This is a genomic window from Anaerolineales bacterium (assembly GCA_019637805.1).
Taxonomy (GTDB): Bacteria; Chloroflexota; Anaerolineae; order Anaerolineales; family UBA11579; genus JAMCZK01.
Genome location: JAHBVB010000001.1, coordinates 1 through 18,298, shown reverse-complemented (window position 1 = coordinate 18,298; position 18,298 = coordinate 1). Strand labels below are relative to the sequence as shown.

Sequence of the window (18,298 nt, the reverse complement as noted above, 5' to 3'; positions counted from 1 at the left end):
CACCGGTGGTTTCACCTGTGCGGATTGTTCTCAAGGCCGCGCTGCTGTTTGTGCTGGTCAACCTGCTCTTCGCAGCCTTTGACCCCATGCCGGCTTTGGGCGGGCTCAGCTTGTACAACGGACTGCTGCCCGGGCGTGAGCGGCTGCCCTATGGCGATGATCCGGGGCGCGCCTACAACCTGAGCCTGTACAGCCTGGAGGCCATGTTTGCCTCGCACCAGCTGCACGGCACGCCCAAGGCCGCCGACGAGTACCGCGTACTGCTGATCGGCGATTCTTCAGTATGGGGCTATTTGCTGGAGAATAAAGACACACTGACGTCGGCACTCAACGCCGCCGGGTTGCGGACGGCCGATGGTCGCCGGGCGGTCTTTTACAACCTTGGCCATCCGACTATTTCACTAAGCAAGGACCTACTCATTCTGGATTACGCCATACGTTACCAGCCCGACCTGCTGATTTGGCCGCTGACGTTGGAAGCTTTTCCGCTGAGCAAGCAGGACAGCTCGCCGCTGCTGCAGCACAACCCGCAGCGGGCCGAAGCACTGATCCGCAATCATGGCCTGCCGTTGGACCCGGCGGACCCTGCTTTCGTCCGCCAGGATGCCTGGGGCGCCAGCTTGCTGGGCCAGCGGCGCAACCTGGCAGACTTATTGCGCTTGCAGTTCTACGGCGTCTTGTGGGCGGCCACCGGTGTGGATGTGCACATTCCTGAGCAGGTGGAACGCCATGCCATCGACCTGGAGGCGGATGAGCGCTATGGCGAATTTCTGCCGCCGGAGCTGCCCGAAACTGCGTTGGCCTTGGATGTGCTCGCCGCCGGCATCCAGCGCGCCGGCGAGACGCCCGTGCTGTTGATCAACGAACCTATGTTTGTCAGCCGCGGCGCCAACAGTGATATTCGTTACAATTCCTTTTATCCGCGCTGGGCCTACGACCAATACCGCCAGTGGCTGCAAGCTGAGGCGGAGCGGCAGAGTTGGCATTACGCCGACCTGTGGCAAGCGGTGGACAATGACCAATTCACCAATACGCCCATTCACCTGACGCCAGCGGGCACACAGCAATTGGCCCAGCAGATCGCAACTGTACTGGCCGAGCTCTTTGACTTGGAGAAAAAATGAAAGCAGAAATCATCAGCAAGCTGAACACATACATCACCGGCGAGATCTTGAAGCGTCCGGACAAAACGCTCTCCGCCACGGAAGCGCTAATTTCCGGTGGATTGATCGACTCGTTCTCGCTGGTGGACTTGTCGCTGTTTGTGGAGCAGACCTGGGGCGTGCGCCTGGATGATACCGAGCTCAACGCCGAAACCTTCGATACGCTGGAGCAACTTGCCGGCTTGATCGAAGCTCGGGCGAGCTAGCTCTCTCTAACTGAACTCGCGCAGATATTTCTCGCGGTTGTCGTTGCGGGCCTGCTTGCCGCTGGAGGTCTTGACGATCCAACCGCGCGGTACGAAACGGAAGTCGCCCAAAGTGACTTCGGTCTCTTTGACGATGGCGGCGCGCAGCTGGCGCTCGCTCTCGTCGGGGTCGGCGTCTGCGGCGGCCTCACACAGCACCACGATCTTTTCCGACCCTTGGCGCTCATCAAACACGCCAAACGCCACCGCCCGCCCCGGGTGCACCCCCGGTGTGCGGCTGGCGATGGCTTCGATATCCTGCGGATAGATGTTCTTGCCGCCCACGATGATCAGGTCTTTCTTGCGCCCCGTGATGTAGAGTTCTCCATCCGCCAAGTAGCCCATATCGCCGCTCAAGTACCAGCCGTCGGCGGTCAGCGCCTGGGCACTCAGGTCTGGGCGGTTGTGATAACCGCTCAGCATGAAATCGCTGCGCAGGGCGATCTCGCCCACCCGGCGCTCCGGCAGCGGCTGTCCCTGCTCGTCCACGACGCGCAGCTCGACCCTTGCGATGGGCGGGCCGCAACTGACGAAGCGCTTGCCCTCGGCGGCGGGCTGGGCCGCGCCGCGCTCCTGTATGGCGGCGATCTCCACGGTGTCCACCCGCGGGGGTTGGCCGATGCGGGTTTGAGTGACGGCAAAGGTGTTCTCTGCCATGGCATAGCTCACCGCCAGGGCCTCCTCGCGGAAGCCGTAGGGCGCCAGCTTTTCCAGCAGCAGTTGCTGGCTTTCCGCCTGTGCCGGTTCGGAGCAATTGATGACCGCCCGCCAGCTGCTCAGGTCCAGACCCTCTTGCGGCCGGAAGGTGCGCGCCAGCAGGTTGTAGGCGAAGTTGGGCAGCCAGCATAATGTGCCGCGATAGGTGTGGATCGCATCCAGCAAAGAGCCCGGCTGGCGCACCCACTCGAAGGGCGACATCAGCACCAGGTGCGTTCCGGTGATGATCGGCATCACAAAGCCGGCGATCAGCCCCATGTCGTGATACAGCGGCAGCCAGCTGACGATCACGTCTGTTTCCGGGTCCAGTTGGATCGCGGCGCGGTACGCGGCGATTTGGCGCAGCACGGCGCCGTGTGAAAGGGCCACGCCCTTTTGCATGCCGGTGCTGCCGCTGCTGTGCTGCAGCAGGCCGATCTCCTCCGCACTTATTTCAGCGGCCCTCAGCGGGCCGGTCGGCGCCTCCGGAATTCCTGCGGCGACCAACAGCTGCACGGGCAGTCCGGCCAGCAGCTCCCTCAACGCGGCCTGATTTTCCGGATAGGTGACGACCGCCTTGGCTTCCGAGTGCTCCACCAGGGTTTTGATGCGCTGGCGGTAAAGGTCCGGGTCCAGCTTCTCTGTCAGGAAAGCGAAGATCGAAGGCACTGCGCCCAGCAGGGCCGCCCCCCAAAAATAGTAGACCAATTCCAGCGAATGTTGCAGCACCAAAAGCACCACATCCCCCGGGCCAACCCCCTGTGCGGCCAGTTGGGCCGCGGCCCCGCGCGCATGCGCCAGCAGCTGGGCGCGGTTTACCGGCTGCGGCTGGCCGCCAATCATGAAAGTAAGCGCGGTCTGGTCGGGGTGGGCGTCTGCATGCTCCTGCAAATAGGAGCCCAGGGTTCGTTGGGGGTCGGTGGATGGCATGGGCGGTATTTTACAGTTAAAAAGAAAGAGCCAGGCATTGCCTGGCTCTTTGAAGCTAGCGGGAGTTGGCGCTGACCAAACGCGGCGTGCCGCTGCGCTTGGGTACTGGCGTGGGGAAGAGCTTTTCGAACTCTTCCCGGCTGAGGGTTTCCACTTCCATCAGCTTCTTGGCCACTTTGTGCAGGTGAGACTTGTATTTGGTCAAGGTCTTGCGTGCCCGGGTCAGGGCTTCCACGACCAGTTTGTGGACTTCTTCGTCGATCTTCTGGGCGACCGCTTCGGAGTAGTCGCGCTGTTCCGAAATCTCGCGGCCGAGGAAGACCAGTTCCTCTTTCTGTCCGTACACGCGCGGCCCCAACTCTTTGCTCATGCCCAGGCGGGTGACCATTTCGCGCGCCACACGGGTCACGTGCTCAAGGTCGCTCTGGGCGCCGGAGGTGATGTCGTCGAAGATGATCTCTTCGGCGGCGCGGCCGCCCAGCGTGAAGGCCATGCGGTCCAGTAGCTTGGCCCGGCTGATCATGGTGTAGTCCTCATCCGGCAGGGCCAGCACGAAGCCGCCGGCGCGGCCGCGCGGCACGATGGTCACTTTGTGCACCGGGTCGCAGTTGGGCAGGGCGTGGGCCACCACGGCGTGGCCGGCCTCGTGGTAGGCCACGATGGTCTTCTCGTCCGGGGTGATGATGCGCGTCTTGCGCTCCGGGCCGATCATGTTGCGTTCAATGGCTTCCTGAAGCTCGTCCATGCCGATGGCTTTCTTGTTGCGCCGGGCGGTCAGAATGGCCGCCTCGTTGACCAGGTTCTCCAAGTCGGCGCCCACCAGGCCCGGGGTGGCGCGGGCGATCACATCCAGCTTGACGCTCTTGGACAGCGGTTTGCCGCGCACATGCACCTTGAGGATGGCTTCGCGGTCTTTCACATCCGGCGCGTCCAGCATCACCCGGCGGTCGAAGCGGCCGGGGCGCAGCAGCGCTGGGTCCAAAATATCGGGGCGGTTGGTGGCGGCGATCATGATGATGTTGGTGTCGGTATCGAAGCCGTCCATCTCCACCAGCATCTGGTTGAGCGTCTGTTCGCGCTCGTCGTGGCTGCCGCCCAGGCCGGCGCCGCGCTGGCGGCCCACGGCGTCGATTTCGTCGATGAAGATAATGCAGGGCGAGTGGCGCTTGGCCTGGTCGAAGAGGTCGCGCACACGGCTGGCGCCTACGCCCACGAACATCTCGACGAATTCGGAACCGGAGATGGAGAAGAAAGGCACGCCGGCTTCGCCGGAGACGGCCTTGGCCAGCAGGGTCTTGCCGGTCCCCGGGCGGCCAACCAGCAGCACGCCCTTGGGGATGCGGGCGCCCAGCTGCACGAACTTGTCGGGTTCCTTGAGGAACTCGACGATCTCCTGCAGGTCCACTTTGGCCTCTTCCACCCCGGCGACATCCTTGAAGGTCACCTGAGGGCTTTCGCCGGTGAACATGCGCGCCCGCGATTTGCCGAAGGACATCGCCGCGTTGTTGCTGCCCTGCGCCTGGCGGAAGACGAACCAAAGCAACGCAGCCAGCACGATGACCGGCAGCAGGTAGGTCATCACCGTCGCTATGCCCAGCCAGGAGCTTGGCGGTTTGACCTCGATGGTGATGCGGTTGGCGGTGAGCTGCTCCTGGGTCACGCCCAGGGCCATCAGCTGTTCGACAGTGGTGGCCACGGGCTCTTTCTGCGCGGCGCGCTCTTCGCCGCTGCGGTAGACCACGGTTAGCCGGTCGTTGTCGGTGATGACGCGTGCCACGCGGCCGGCCTGGATGTCGGCGGCCACCTGGTTAATGCTGAGCGGTTCCTGGGTGTTGATTCGCTGGTAGTAACTTGCAAAAACAAAAAAGACCAGCGCAGCGAAAAAGAGCAGGTAGAGTACCGATACTCGGCTGCGGGGGGTATTCACTTAAGCGCCTCCAAGATTGCGGGTATCGCAAATTGACATTCGTCGAATTATACCAATTAGACCCGACCGCATTACCCGGCCGGCCTTTCTTATAAGACTCTTACGACGGTGAACTCTTACCCGGCCTCACAGCTGCCAGCTCTCGCCCCAGCCCGCCAGCTGCGCCTGGTAATCCGGGTCGGCGTAGCGGCTGAACTCGAACAACGGTGCGTAACCGGGCAGCTCCCCGCCGGTGAGGTGCGCGGCGAGCAGCTCGGCCAGCCCGGCGGCGGCCATCACGCCGTAGCCCGAGGCAGCGCCGATGAGGTAGGCGCCTGACACGCCCAGCGGCCCGGCCAGCGGGCGGTTCTCTTGCGTCTTGGTGTAGTAGCCGCCGTCCACCTGCGGCCGCGGCAGGCGGTTTGCGTAGGCCGCCATGCCCGGCAGCACACGCGCCAGGCCGCGCACGGCCAGTTCAGCGTAAAACGGGTCTTCGACGATGGGGAAGGTCGGCTCCACGGCTTCGTTGTGCGTATCCCACAGTACCAGAATGCTCTGGGCGGCGCGGTCGCCCTCCGGGCGTGTATGCGCCCCCGAGGGCAGCCGCTCAAGCAAGCCGGCGGTCTGCGGGTCGCTGGCCAGCAGCTCGCGCTCCTCCGGCGCCCAGTCCAGTTCCTGTTCGTCGGCGCAGATCACCAACGGCGCCTCGCGGGGCAGCGCGCCGAGGTGGTCGTTGAACGCCGCCTTGAGGTGCACTTCGTTGCTGATCGGGATGTCGACCCCGAGCAGAGCGCTTACCTGGCCGAGGTACGGCCCGGCGGCGTTGATGAACACCGGTGTGCGTATCTGGCTCCTGTCCTCCAGCGCCACGCCAGAGACCGCCCCGGCGCTGGCCTCCACCGCCGCCAGCCGCCCGCTGACCACTTCGGCGCCGGCGGCCTTGGCCTGCTCCAGCATCCACATGCCGAAGGTTTGCGCGCTGAGCCAGCCGGCGCGGCGCACGTGCAGCGCAGCGCGGGTATCCGCGCTCAGGTAGGGGAAGGCGGCCCGTGCCGCGGCGCCGTCCAGCAGGTCGGCGCCCAGCGGGCCGCCCACGCCTTCGGGCTGGTGCGCCCGATAGCCCGGCGCGCCCGGTCCGTGCTCGCGCAGTTCGCCGGCGCCCAGGCCGCTGGCCTCGGCGGCCGCGGCGCGCAGGCGCTCGGCGCCGTCCGCGGCGGTGCTCACATACAAATAGCCGCGCCGGTTGAGGTGGAAGAGGTTGCCGTTCTGCGCGGCCATTTCCTCCATCAGGCTGATGCTGCGGTTCATCAGCGCCACCATGGCATCGCCGGGGCCGGGCCACCAGTTGCGGTAGCACTCGGTGGATTTGTCGGATGTCAGCGTGAGCGGAGCCTGTTGGTCAATGAGCACGATATCCCGAACGCCCAGCCTGCTCAGGAAATAGGCGGCGCTGACCCCGAGGATGCCCGCGCCGCAGATGACGACTTCGGCCGATTTGTGGCTCATCTGCTGATGATAGCCTGAAACGCCAGCCTGTACAAAAAGGCCGCCTGGAATTCCAGGCGGCCTTGAGGGCTAATTTGAACGCGGGTTAGCTGCCCGGCTCAACGCGGACCAGTACCGCTCTCACCGCCACGCGCCACTGGTAGCTGTCGTTGGTTTCGTCGTAGCCGCGGCAGGTGATCAGGGTCAGCCAGGTATAGCCGTCACCCTCCAGCACGGAGAGGTCTGCCGGATCGACCAGCGAAACTTCGCGCACTTCGTAGACATATCTGTAGCCGGCCGAGTAAACCACCACTTCGTTGCCCCACTTCAACGTGTGCAGGTTGACGAAGGGGCCGGGGCGGCCATCAGCCAGGTAGACGTGGGCGGTGAGGATCGAATTGCCCGGGCGGGTGGGGTAAGCCGTGCCGTCCAGATAGCCGATGTCGTTGTTCAACCAGGTCACATCCCACTGCTCGCTTTGCAGCGGTACGCCCACGATACTCTCCGAGATGTTGATGTTCGGGATTTCTATGCGCAGGTCGCCCAGGTCCTGGTACATCGGGCCGGCAGGCTCAGGGATGGCGCTCACCTGGCCCGGGGCAAAGCCGGTGGCCGGCAACCCCCCCGGCACGGTCAGCTCTACATTGGCTTCGGTGAGGTATGGGTTGAGCGGGTCGCCGGGCAGATAGGCGCGTTCGCTCGAGAGGGTGTTGTGCAACGATTGCGGCAGGCTGAAATCGCCCGGCAGACTGCTCCATTCGGCCAGTGCGATGTTGGTGATCACATCTCCCGCGGAGACGGCGCCCACCAAAGCCTGGAATTCGATCACCGAGTCCTGGCCATTGTTCAGGAACTGGTCCCAGGTGATTTCGACACTGGCGCCCAGTTCGGTCAGCAATGTCGGCGTTTGGCCGGAGACATGTCGCAGCGTGCCGGGGATCAAGACCAGGCTGGCCGGCAACTGATTGCTGAGCACCACGTCGAAGGCGTCCGTCTCGCTGCCCGAGGTGTGCTGCAGGGTCAGCCGGAAGGTCACCGCCTGGCCCGGCAGCACCACATCCCGGTCGGCGGTCATCGCCAGGACCAGTTGCGGTTCGACGACGATCAGGTCCTCACTCAGCACGCTGAGCAGGCCGCTCTGCCACTCCCATAGCGCGCTGTTGGCCAGTATCGTTTGGCTCACGTTGTCCAGCGAGTTCAGCACCACGGCCGTGTAGCGGATGGTGATCGTGTGGTTGACGGCGCCGGTATTGGCCACATCGCCAAAGTCCAGCACCATGCGGCGGCCCTGGTCCACCGGCTCCACGCTGCCGGTCGGCTCCTCCTCGAATACGGCCGAACTGCAGATCGAGCTGAACCCCCCTGCAAGGGTCGTGGTCAGGTCGCCGCTCGAAGCGATCACTTCCACGCACTCCACAAAAGCCAGACCGGCGGTCAGGGTATCTGCCACCATCATGGCGGGCAAATCCCCGGGCGGGATGCTGAGGATGATTTCGTAGCTGACCATCTCGCCGATGGCCACTTCCGGGTGCGCGGTAAACGCCTGGTTCGACGCGGTGACCTGCTTGGTAATGTTCAGATTGGCCAGGCTGACCAACTGGTCAGTGTCGTCATCCGTGTTGTTGCTCAGGTCGGGGTCCGGGCCGTTGGTGCCGTCGTCCGTTACCGTGGCCTGGTTGGTGATCTGGGTGGCGAACGGCGTAAATGGATCGTTGACCTGAACGGTGACTGTACGGGTCACCGTGTCGCCGGAGGCCAGGTCGAACAGCGGCCAGGTGACGATGCCGCCGGCTTCAACGCCGCTGTCGATGGCGCTGAGGAAGGTGACCTGGGGCGGCAGCGTATCGCTGACAGCCACGCCGGTGGCATCCTGGTTGCCGATGTTGCTGATCGTCAGAGTGTAGGTGAAGATGCTTCCGGGGGCGACGATCGACACGCCGTTGTCCTTGAGTATCTCCAAGTCGGGCACGGCCTGCAGCGGGGTGATGTCGCTGTCTTCGTTGTCGCTGGGCGTGGGATCGAGGCCCTTGCTGCCGTCGTCGTCGATGCGGGTCGTGTTCAGCGTCTCGGTGATGGCCGCCGGCAGCGGCGTGATCACGGTGACCACGAAGTTCACCGTGGCGGAGGCGCCGCTGGCGATCGTGCCCAGCGGGAAGGTGCACACCGTCCCGGCCGGGCTGCCGTTCGCGCAGCTCCAGCCTACGGTGCTCAGGGCGGCATTGAAGGTGGTGTAATCGGGCACGGTTTCGGTGATCACTACGCCCGTGGCATCCGCATTGCCATTGTTGACATAGCTCAGCGTGTAATCAATATCGTCTCCAGGATCCACATTGATGCCGCCATCATCCTTGGTGATCGCCAGGTCCACGCCCTCCACAGTCAGGACAAGGCTGTCATCGGCGCTGTAATCGTTCACGCCGCCCGAGCCGTCTCTCTCGTCTCCGTTCGGCCCCGGCTGCGAAGTCCAGCTGATCGCAACGTCGTTGGTGATCGTGTCGCCCAAGAGCACTCCGGGGAACTGGACCAGCGCATCAAAGGTGATCTCCAGCGAGCAGCCCAGCGGCAGCTCGTCCACACTGGCCTCTATCACGTTGCCGGCACTGCTGCTGGTGTCCACGCCAACCGCGCAGTTCGCCGGGGTGTCGCTGAACGCCAGCGTGGCCAGGTCCACCAGCAGCTCCGCGGGCACATCGTCGAACAGGAGTACATCCAGGGCGGGCGAAGTGCTGCCCGGCAGGTGGCTGATGGTCAGGCTGAATGTGACCGTCTGGCCGAGGCCGGGCGTGGGGTTGTCCACGCCCTTGACGATCTGCAGCTCCGGTTCGATTACCGTGATCACAATTGGGCCGGAAGCCAGGGGTGTGCCGCCCAGCCAGTCGAGTGTGGCGGTGTTCTCCAGGGCAGTGCCGTTCTGGTTGCCGATCACGTTGGCCACCAGCGTTTCCACGCGCACCATGAAGGTGTTGTTGGTGGTCACGTTATCCGCGGTTGTGGTGGCGTCGCCAAAGGCCAGGCTCAGGTCGCCCCCGGTCAGGTCTATGGCGGGCGCCAGCAAGGTGCCGGCGAAGTCCGCCGCCAGCAGGCCACCGCTGGCCGCCGCGCTGGTGATCACCGTGTGGCTTTGGTAGACCAGACCGTCCGGCAGGTCATCGAACACGACCAACTGCGGGGTGATGCCCTCGGGCAGGGTGACCAGAATATCGTAGGTGACCAGGTCGCCGATGGTGTAAGCCGCCGGCACGGGCTGCAGCTTGGTGATCGCCGGCGTCGAGAGCGCATCCTGGATGTTGTCCGCATCGGCATACGCGTTCACCCCGCCGGCGCCGGTGCGTTCGCCGTGCTGCTGGCTTGGATTCGATTCGTAGCCAAAGGCCAGCAGTGTACCCAGGTAAGAGCCGGTAGGGTTGCCGCTGGTGCCAAAATCGCCGGGCAGGCTGGTATAGCTGAGGTCTGCGCTGTTGGGGATGATCTGCCCCGCCGTGGCGCTGGCGGCCACGGTGGTGTTGATCGTCACGGTGATGCTGGCGCCGGGGTCGAGGCAAGAGGCGGTGACCGTGACGGTTTGCCCGACGGTCAGCGCATTGGTGGCGAAGGCCGTGCCGCCGCTACAGGTAGCGCCCTGGGTGGAGATGACATTGACCGCGCCCACACTCAAGGCGCTGTCCACCACATCCACCACTTGCAGGTCAAAGGCAGTGGCCTGGTCGGCGCCGCTGGCTGCCGAGATGGTCAGCGTGTACACCAGGGCATCGCCCGCATCCTGCGAGGGGTCTAGCACGGAAGCCTTGGCCAGCGTGAGCGCGGGCTGGGCAGTGCGTACCTGCACGCTGTTCGATTCCAGCCCCACCTGGTTGCCATCGATGAAGACGTGGAAGGTGTTGTCCCGGTCGGTGCCGGTGCCATTGCCGGCGATGTTCATCACCAACGCGTTGAACTCGAGGATGATGTACTCATCGTCCGCGTCGCTGTCGTTGTTCAGCAGGCTGCCCAGCTTGAAGAACGGGTCGGTGTCCGAGAGATAGCCGTCCACATCGGCGATGGTGCTGTTGGTGCTGCCCACGTTCTCGTTGGCCAGCGCCGGGCAGGCGGCCGGGATGGCCGGATTGACTCCGTCGGCCGCATTGCCGGCGAACTGGCAGTTGGCATCGCTCACTGCGGACACAATGCCAACGCCGGCCGAGACGATTCCGCCGGTGGAGACGAACGCGGCTTTGGCCGTGCCGTCGTTGACAAAGACCAGCCCCGCGGGCAGGTTGTCCCGGATCTGGAAGTTGGGGGCGGCCCCCTCGGGCAGCTGGATCACCAGCCGGTAGCGCACGATTTCACCGATGGCCACGCGGGGCACGCCCGCAATCGTGGTGGTGTGGTCTTCGGAGGTCATGAGCAGGAATTTTTCCGGCGTGGTGGCGCTGATCGTCACGCTCGCCTGGCCCTGGGTGCGGTAATCGTTCAGCGCGCCTAAACCAAGCAAACCGCCCGCCCCGCTGCGCTCCACCGAGTTGGCGTTGAAGGGCGAGCGCGGGGCCGACTCGTCGCCGGGCAGGCTCGTCCAGCGCGTTTCGGCTGTGTTGGTCAGGGTTTGACCGGGGACTGCGGTGTGGTTGATCGTCGCCTGGAAGGTGAGCGTACAGCTCTGCCCGGGGTTGATCGCGCTCCAGGTGGCTGTCAGGGTGGGCAGCGTATCGTTCAGGGCAGGCGAAACGCTGCAGGCGCCCTCAGCAAGGGAAGCTGCCACATAGGTCATGTGGGCTGGGATGGTGTCGCTCCAGGTCACATCGTGGGCAACCGCCGCGTTGACTCCCATGGGGCTGCTCATCGTGATCGAGAAAGTGATCGTGTCGCCACCGTCGCCGCTGGTGGGCAGCGCCGATTTGATCGTGTTCACCGTCGGCTCGATCACGCGCACGTTGGGCGCCGAGGCCGAAACGCTGCCGGCCTGGAAGTTCAGCGTGGCCTGGTTGTTCAGTTGCGTCCCCGCCTGGTTGCTTGACTGGTTGACCACGATCACCCGATACTGGATAGTCAGCGTCTCGTCCTGGGCGTTGTCGGTGTTGGCGTTGCTTACATCGCCCAGATCGAAAGTAATCGTGCCTCCATTGGGGCCAATCACCGCGCTGGCGCAACGGTCGGAGAAGTCGCCCGCGCCGAGGTTGCTGGTCAGGTCGGCTGAGGAGCGGCTGACTGCCAGGCAGTCCACAAACGCCAGGCCCGCATCCAGCGTGTCAACCAGAATAGCCCCGGGCGTCACCCCTTCGGGGAAGCGCAGCGTCACTTCGTAGGTGACCATCTCGCCGATCACCGCCTCGGTATGGTCGTTGAAGGCGTCGCTGATCTCGGTGGTCACCAGAGTCTTGGTGGCCTCCGGTTCCGCCAGGGTGATCTCGGCGGTGTCTTCCAGTGGGTTCACTAGGTGGGAGGCACCGTCCTCCACGCCGGCATAATCCAATATGGACGCGGTGTTCACCAGCACTTCGCCGGCTTCCACACTGCCGTCCAGGATCACCTGGTAGGTGATCACGGCGATGTTCAGGCCATTGTTGGGATGGGAAACGGCCAGCGCGCCATCCACCGGGTCGACCAGCTCGATGCCGGTGGGCGTGAAGAAGTCCGCTTCGGCTCCGGAATAGGCCAGCGGCGTACCGGCGCCGTTGGTGACGCACAGACTGCCGGGCACCAGATTGAGGCCGGCGGGCAGTTCATCACGCAGCAAAACGTCGAAGGCTCCGGCGACACCGGACCCGCTGTTTTCCACGATGATGGCCATGGTGACCACATCGCCGGCGTCCACCATGCTCAGGTTGCTGTCCACCGGGTTGGCGGCCAGGTTGGTGGATGAAATCGTGCCGGCGAATCGCGGGCAGGCGGCCAGGCTAAAGACGACCGGCCCCACCGGCAGCGGCGCGATCACGCCTGCCGGATTGTCCACCCCAACGACGCCCTTGCTGATATTCAGCATGGGCTGGGTGAGGATGAACTGCGCCAGGGCGCTGGCCGTGGAAGCCTGTGCGCTGGTGTTGCTCTCCGAGGACTGCGCCTGGTTGGTCAGGAAGAGGCGGTCGGCGAACGGCTCGTCGGTCAGCGTGACTGAGAAGAGCAGGTCGATCGTGTAGGGCGCTTCGAACACTCCGTCGAAATCGCCATAAAAAATATCCAGGCGGTTGTTGGCGGCATTGGTTGAAAGCGTTGGCAGGATGCCGCTGTAGGCGCAGTAGGTCTCGTTCGGGCCATATTTGACGAAACCGGCGGGGGGCACGGTAGCATCCGCTGTGGCGCATGCATTGACCACGAACTGCCAGGGAGGCCCGAACACGCCATTGGCATCCGGGTCTGTCACCCGGAAGACGGGCAGGGGCAAATAATCTTCGAAGAACAGGTTCTCCACGTCGCCGGTGGGCAGGCTGTATTGGATGCGATAGGTAATCACATCCCCCGGGGCCGCCTCCACGGGCGGCACCACGACAGTGTTGCCGTTGACCGCATAGATCGATTTGCTGACCGCGCCGACTCCGATGGAGGCGCTCGCGCCGCTGGCGTCTTCCTCGAATTGCTCCGGGTTGTATGCGTTCAGCGTGGCCGTATCCAGCACGCGGCCGCGGGTGGTGACCGCGTTGTCCAGCCCATCGCCCTGGTCCACGCTCGGGGTGCCGACGAAGTCGTCCGTATATACCTGCTGCACTTGAGTGCGGAAGACCACTCGCGCCGTGGTGGCGCCGTCGTTGTGCGCGCTGCAGTCCGGGTTGGCGTTACCGGCCCCCGGGTCGATGCAGCCGCCGACCAGGCGCGGATCCTGGCCGCGGGTGGCGATTTCGTCGGACACGCGGAAGATCAGCGTGGTCTCGCCCGTATCCGCGGCGGGGTCCAGCTCGGTGCACTCGCTGGGCAGCGCGGCGCCAGTGTAGTTGCACGAGACGGTGAAGTTGGCCGCCGCGAATGCGGCCGAGGCCAGACTGTAGCCGTTGCCGTTGACGATCAGCGTAGGGGTGAAGCCGGGGAAGAAGTGCTGCCCGTCTGAGATGATGTCGGTCAGGATGACGTTGTCGAAGGCGAAGAAATCCGAAATCTGGATGTCCAGCGTGTATTCGAGCAGCGCTCCCGGGATCGGCGGCCCGCCGCCCACCACCGTGAGGCTTTTCTGGATGGCAATCGATTTGTCGTTGAGGGTGTGCTCGCAGCCGGCCTGGTCCATTTGCACCGGCTCGGGGTTGACCCCGTCCCAATCGCGCGGGTCAAGCGGCGCCCAGAGCCCATCCAGGGCCGTGTTGTTGCAGGAGATGGCATCGTCCGCAGTTTCCGGGTGGATCACCCGGTTGCCCCCGGCGTCCTCCAGGGGGATGTAGAAGCTAAAAGTGATCGTAGCCGTGCCGCTAACCGGATTGGTGAAAGTGCAGGAGAGCGTGCCGCCGGGAACCGTGGTGGAGGGCAGCGTGCAGGCGGCCGCGGGGTTGTTTGATACCAAGCTGACGAACTGCACATTGTCTGGCAGGTGGTCGATCAGCTCCAGGCCGGAAATCGTCTGCCCGGGTGCGACCACGGCCTGGATGGTGTATTGTCGCGGGTAGTTCGGCCCGGTGGCCGTTTCGCCCTCGGGGCCGCTGTACGATTTGCTGAACTGCACCAGAGTGGGGGTGACCGCGCCGCTGCTCCAGGCGCTGCTGGTGGCTGAGGGCGGGTCGGTGGGCAGGTCGTTCACCGGCGTGTAGCCGAACTCGTAGCTGCCGCGCGCCAGGATGGTTAGCGGGGCGCCTATGTCGGCGAAGTTGCTCATGTCCACGGTGATGTCCACCAGCGCAGCCGGCTGCTCTGGGGTGAACGAGCCAAAGGGCAGGCGCATGGCTACCAGCAGGTCGCCGGGCTGCACGCCGGCCGGGCAAGTCACGATCACAAAGCTGCCCGTGGCATCTCGCAGGAAGGGGTGCTGCGCCTGGCAGGTCAGGTCGAAAGGAACGACAGACGGCGTCAGCGGGGAGCCCAGATAAGACGCCTGGATCGAGGTGTTGCCCAGGCCGTCATCGCCGTCCATGCCCGTGGCCGGGAGGATGATGTCCAGCAGGGGCCCATAACCCGGGTCGATATCCGGGTTGCTGAACGCCGCGGTGAAGGAGACATTCTGCCCGATGAAAACCTCGGATGGCACGGACAGACTGACCGCTGGCGGCGCGGCCAGAGAAGGGGCGGCTGCAGCGCTGAGCGCCGGAAAAACTGCCGCCAATAGGATGGCCAAAACCAACGAAAAAGGGATTAGTTTGGGGGTTTTAGCCAGCCGGGACAAATCCCGCAGTTTGCGCAATGTTTGCCACCATGAATCCGAGATTGCCGGCTGGGCGCATGAGTTACTAGCCCCTCAAGGCACAACCTATTCTCATTATAACATAAAACAAACCCCGCTGTTGGTTTGTATCGTGACTTAATTCCTAGTGGTTGTCACAGGGCCGTGGCCTGGTGCACTTGCTCTGCGCTGAAATCGCGCAGCGGCGGTTTCACCGCCCAGCGCGGCAGGCCGTGGTGGGTGTGCAGCAGCGCTTTCAGGTAGGCCGGGGCGGGAGGCATGCTTTCCATCGCGTTGCGTTGGATGTCCAGCTCGGCCTGCATGGCGGCGGTGTCTTCGCCGCGAGCGTGAGCGTCGTAGATGGCGCGGGCTTCGGCCGAGTTCATGTTGGCGAGCGCGGTGATGCAGCCGGTCGCGCCGGAGGCCAGGCCGGCGGCCAGCAGTTTGTCGCTGCCTACAAGGACTGCCTTGCCCGGCAGCCCGGCGATGTAGGCCTGGGCCGATTCCAGGCTGCCGGAGGAGTCTTTGAGCCCGCCGAACTTCTCGCCGTAGGCCGCGGCCAGCCGCTGCAGCAAGCTGAGCGGCAGGGCCACACCGCTCACCGCGGGGATGTGGTAGCCGAGCAGGGTGCGCCCATCCGGCACGGCAGCTTCGATGAGCGCCGCGTACCAGTCGAACAGGCCATCTTCGCTGGCGTTGCGGATGAAGTAGGGCGGCAGCACCACGGCGGCTTCGAAACCCAGTTCGAAGGCGGCGCGGGTCAGTTCGATGGTCTCCCCCAGGCTGGGCGTGCCGGTTCCGGCCAGCAGCCGGAAACCCGGCTGCCCCTGCCGCCAGGCGGCCGCCGCGCCCCAGATCGCCAGGCGCTCGCCCGTCGAGAACGACGGCCCTTCACCGGTGGTGCCCAGCAGCAGGCTGCCGTGGCAGCCGCGCGCGGCGAGGAAGTCCAGCAGGGTATGCATGCCCTGCGGGTCGAATTCGCCGGATGGACTGCAAGGGGTTACTGCGGCCGCGTATACGCCGGCCAGGGGGTGAGTGAGCGACATGGCGGCCATTATAAGATGAACAGCAAAGCCACGCCCGTCAGTGCGACCAGGGTGCCCACCATGGCCCGCCAGCTAACTCGCTCCTTAAAGAAGAAATAGCCGATGGCGATCAGGAAGATCGGCGGCAGCGATTGCAGCGTGCTGGCCACACCGATATTGGCGGCGTACTTTACCGAAGCCAATGAGGTCCAAACGCCCATCACCGGGCCAAAGGCCACGGCCAACATCATGAAGCGTACGCCCAACGGGTTGGCTCTGAGGGTGTTAAACGTGTTCCCGACCTGGCCTCGCAATATGGCAAATAGCCAAATCGCCACCGCCGCGGTGCCCATGCGCAGCACCTGGCCGGAGAGCACCGCCATGTCGCCCTCAAAGCCCTGCCGGGCGGTTACCAAGCCGATGGCCTGCCCGATGGCGCCCAGAAGGGCCAGGAACAGGCCGGATGCATAAGCGCGCGGCTCAATTTGCGTCCCACTGCTCTCCTGGCGCTCCGAAACCACCCAGAGCACGCCCAGCAGGGTCACGCCGATGCCCAGGGCTTGCGGGGGACTCAGCCTGTCTCCCAGCCACAACCAGCCCAGAACCGCTGTGACGATCGGCGCCAGGCTGTAGACCAGCATGCTCAGCCGCGGGCCGATTTGCACGAAGGCCTGGAACAGGGCGGCATCGCCCAGGGTCAGGCCGATGACACCGGAGAGCGCGAACCAGCCCCAGTGCTCCAGGTCCGACCCAAAGGGCAAAGGCTGGCCGTAAAGCAGCCAGTGGATCAGGATCAGTACACTGGTCGCCAGCAGCAAGCGGCTGCGGTTGAGCACCGCCGAGCCGATCAGGCGTCCGCTAAGGGTGAAGAATGTGGGGCCGATGGAAAAGAACAGTGAGGCCGCCAGGGCGGCCAGTTCACCGGCAAAGGGGAATGGGGGCACGATGACCTCGTTGGCTTAGCCCGCCCATTGTAGTCCCAAACCCGACGGCGTATCATTTACAATGGATTGCACGAATTGCATTCTCTATTCCCGAGGAATGAAGACTTATGCCTGAAGCTGTAATTATCGACGCGGTGCGCACCCCAATTGGCGCGCTGGGCGGCGCCCTGGCTGCGGTGCGGCCAGACGACATGGCCGCCCTGGTGCTCAAAGCGCTGGTCGAACGCAACCCGATTGACCCCGCCGAAATCGAAGAGGTCTACATGGGCTGCGCCAACCAGGCCGGCGAAGACAACCGCAACGTGGCCCGCATGGCTGTGCTGCTCGCCGGCCTGCCGGTGGAAGTGGCTGCGGTCACTGTCAACCGCCTGTGCGCCTCCGGCTTGCAGGCGGTCAACATGGCCGCCCGGGCGATCAAGGCCGGCGAGGGCGATGTGTACATCGCCGCCGGCGTGGAGAGCATGAGCCGCGCGCCGTACTCCGTGCCCAAGGCCGCCGAGGCCTTCGCCTATGGCAACGTGACCATGTGGGACACGACCTTGGGCTGGCGCTACCCCAACCCGGCGCTCAAAGAACAATACGGCAACGACTCGATGGGCGAAACCGCCGAGAACATCTACGACGACACGCCGATCAGCCGCGAGGAGCAGGATGCTTTCGCGCTGCTCAGCCACCAGCGCGCCATCGCCGCGATGGATGCCGGGCGCTTCGCCGATGAGCTCGTGCCGGTGCCCGTGCCGCAGCGCAAGGGCGACCCCGTGCTGGTGGAGGCCGACGAACGCCCGCGCCGTGACACGAGCATGGAGGGCCTGGCCAAACTGCGCCCAGCGTTCCGTAAAGACGGCACAGTGACGGCGGGCAATTCCTCTGGGCTGAACGACGGCGCTGCGGCCCTGCTGCTGACCAGCGCCGAGAAGGCTGCCGCGCTGGGCCTCAGGCCGCTGGCCCGCGTGGCGGCTTCCGCGGCGGCCGGCGTGCCGCCGCGGGTGATGGGCCTCGGCCCGGTGCCGGCGACGCGTAAGGCGCTGGCCCGCGCCGGCCTGAGCATCGGCGACATCGGCCTGGTCGAGCTCAACGAGGCCTTTGCCGTGCAATCGCTGGCGGTGATCCGCGAGTTGGGCCTGGACCCCGAAATCACCAACGTGAACGGCGGGGCCATCGCCCTGGGTCACCCGCTGGGCTGCTCCGGGGCGCGCATCCTTGGCACCCTGGTGCACGAAATGCGCCGCCGCGCCGCGGGGCAGCCGCGGCCGTTCTACGGCCTGGCGACGATGTGCGTGGGCGTGGGGCAGGGCGAAGCCACGATCGTGGAGTGGATTGGCGACTGAGCGTAACCATTCGAAGGACATCTCGTACTTAATAATGAAAAGGAGATGCCGTGACTGCTAAACGACTGTATCGCTCCCGTGAAAATCGCATGCTCGGCGGCGTGGCCGCCGGCCTTGGCGATTTTCTGGATATCGACCCGACCATCGTCCGCCTGCTGTTCGCCTTTGCCTTCATCTTCTGGGGCGTGGGCGTCCTGGTCTACGTGGTGATGTGGATTGTCGTGCCGGAGGAGCCCGACGTGGACGCGACGCCGGCGCGCAAGCCGCGCACGCGCAAGACTTCATAAAAGCGCCGCCCGATGGGCGGCGC

At 64.7% G+C, this 18,298-nt stretch carries 11 protein-coding genes; 5 read left to right on the top strand and 6 right to left on the bottom strand.

All coding sequences use genetic code 11. The features are described 5' to 3' along the window. The first annotated feature begins 5 nt into the window (after positions 1 to 5). Entirely contained in the window at positions 6 to 1,124 is a 1,119-nt protein-coding gene (locus tag KF885_00055) for an SGNH/GDSL hydrolase family protein (protein MBX3047547.1), read from the top strand. Further along, a complete protein-coding gene (locus KF885_00050; protein ID MBX3047546.1) occupies positions 1,121 to 1,369 on the top strand; it encodes an acyl carrier protein in 249 nt (82 codons plus the stop codon). Before KF885_00055 ends, KF885_00050 begins: the two co-directional genes overlap by 4 nt. A gap of 6 nt (positions 1,370 to 1,375) precedes the next feature. On the opposite strand, the gene KF885_00045 is transcribed toward KF885_00050, so the two are convergent. The 4 genes from KF885_00045 to KF885_00030 form a co-directional block, all read right to left on the bottom strand. After that, positions 1,376 to 3,034: an AMP-binding protein gene (locus tag KF885_00045; GenBank protein ID MBX3047545.1), complete on the bottom strand. Its 1,659-nt coding sequence runs from the start codon at positions 3,032 to 3,034 to the stop codon at positions 1,376 to 1,378. A 55-nt stretch (positions 3,035 to 3,089) separates the two neighbouring features. Continuing rightward, complete coding sequence (gene ftsH, locus KF885_00040) at positions 3,090 to 4,925, bottom strand: ATP-dependent zinc metalloprotease FtsH (GenBank protein MBX3047544.1); 1,836 nt, start codon at positions 4,923 to 4,925, stop codon at positions 3,090 to 3,092. 162 nt (positions 4,926 to 5,087) lie between these two features. Further along, entirely contained in the window at positions 5,088 to 6,446 is a 1,359-nt protein-coding gene (locus KF885_00035) for an FAD-binding oxidoreductase (protein ID MBX3047543.1), read from the bottom strand. An 85-nt stretch (positions 6,447 to 6,531) separates the two neighbouring features. Further along, the gene (locus tag KF885_00030; protein ID MBX3047542.1) at positions 6,532 to 14,559 is read right to left on the bottom strand and encodes an isopeptide-forming domain-containing fimbrial protein; all 8,028 of its coding nucleotides are present in this window, start codon (positions 14,557 to 14,559) and stop codon (positions 6,532 to 6,534) included. On the opposite strand from KF885_00030, the gene KF885_00025 reads away from it, so the two are divergent. Further along, on the top strand, positions 14,540 to 14,833 hold the full coding sequence (locus tag KF885_00025; protein MBX3047541.1) for a hypothetical protein: 294 nt from the start codon (positions 14,540 to 14,542) through the stop codon (positions 14,831 to 14,833). The genes KF885_00030 and KF885_00025 overlap by 20 nt on opposite strands. A 13-nt stretch (positions 14,834 to 14,846) precedes the next feature. On the opposite strand, the gene KF885_00020 is transcribed toward KF885_00025, so the two are convergent. After that, a complete protein-coding gene (locus KF885_00020; GenBank protein MBX3047540.1) occupies positions 14,847 to 15,737 on the bottom strand; it encodes a dihydrodipicolinate synthase family protein in 891 nt (296 codons plus the stop codon). An 8-nt stretch (positions 15,738 to 15,745) separates the two neighbouring features. After that, positions 15,746 to 16,660: a DMT family transporter gene (locus tag KF885_00015; protein MBX3047539.1), complete on the bottom strand. Its 915-nt coding sequence runs from the start codon at positions 16,658 to 16,660 to the stop codon at positions 15,746 to 15,748. Positions 16,661 to 16,767: 107 nt separating this feature from the next. Between KF885_00015 and KF885_00010 the strand changes: the two genes are divergently transcribed. Both KF885_00010 and KF885_00005 read left to right on the top strand, forming a co-directional pair. Next, positions 16,768 to 17,988, top strand: a complete 1,221-nt coding sequence (locus tag KF885_00010; protein ID MBX3047538.1) for an acetyl-CoA C-acetyltransferase — start codon at positions 16,768 to 16,770, stop codon at positions 17,986 to 17,988. A gap of 50 nt (positions 17,989 to 18,038) precedes the next feature. Then, positions 18,039 to 18,275 carry a PspC domain-containing protein gene (locus KF885_00005; GenBank protein MBX3047537.1) on the top strand — a complete coding sequence of 79 codons (237 nt, stop codon included), beginning with the start codon at positions 18,039 to 18,041 and terminating at the stop codon, positions 18,273 to 18,275. Positions 18,276 to 18,298 lie beyond the last annotated feature (23 nt).

Excerpts from the sequence above, each read along its gene's own strand:
- KF885_00050 (MBX3047546.1), top strand. The coding sequence starts at position 1,121 with ATGAAAGCAGAAATCATCAGCAAGCTGAACACATACATCACCGGCGAG.
- KF885_00045 (MBX3047545.1), bottom strand. The coding sequence starts at position 3,034 with ATGCCATCCACCGACCCCCAACGAACCCTGGGCTCCTATTTGCAGGAG.
- KF885_00035 (MBX3047543.1), bottom strand. The coding sequence starts at position 6,446 with ATGAGCCACAAATCGGCCGAAGTCGTCATCTGCGGCGCGGGCATCCTC.
- KF885_00025 (MBX3047541.1), top strand. The coding sequence starts at position 14,540 with ATGAAAACCTCGGATGGCACGGACAGACTGACCGCTGGCGGCGCGGCC.
- KF885_00020 (MBX3047540.1), bottom strand. The coding sequence starts at position 15,737 with ATGTCGCTCACTCACCCCCTGGCCGGCGTATACGCGGCCGCAGTAACC.
- KF885_00010 (MBX3047538.1), top strand. The coding sequence starts at position 16,768 with ATGCCTGAAGCTGTAATTATCGACGCGGTGCGCACCCCAATTGGCGCG.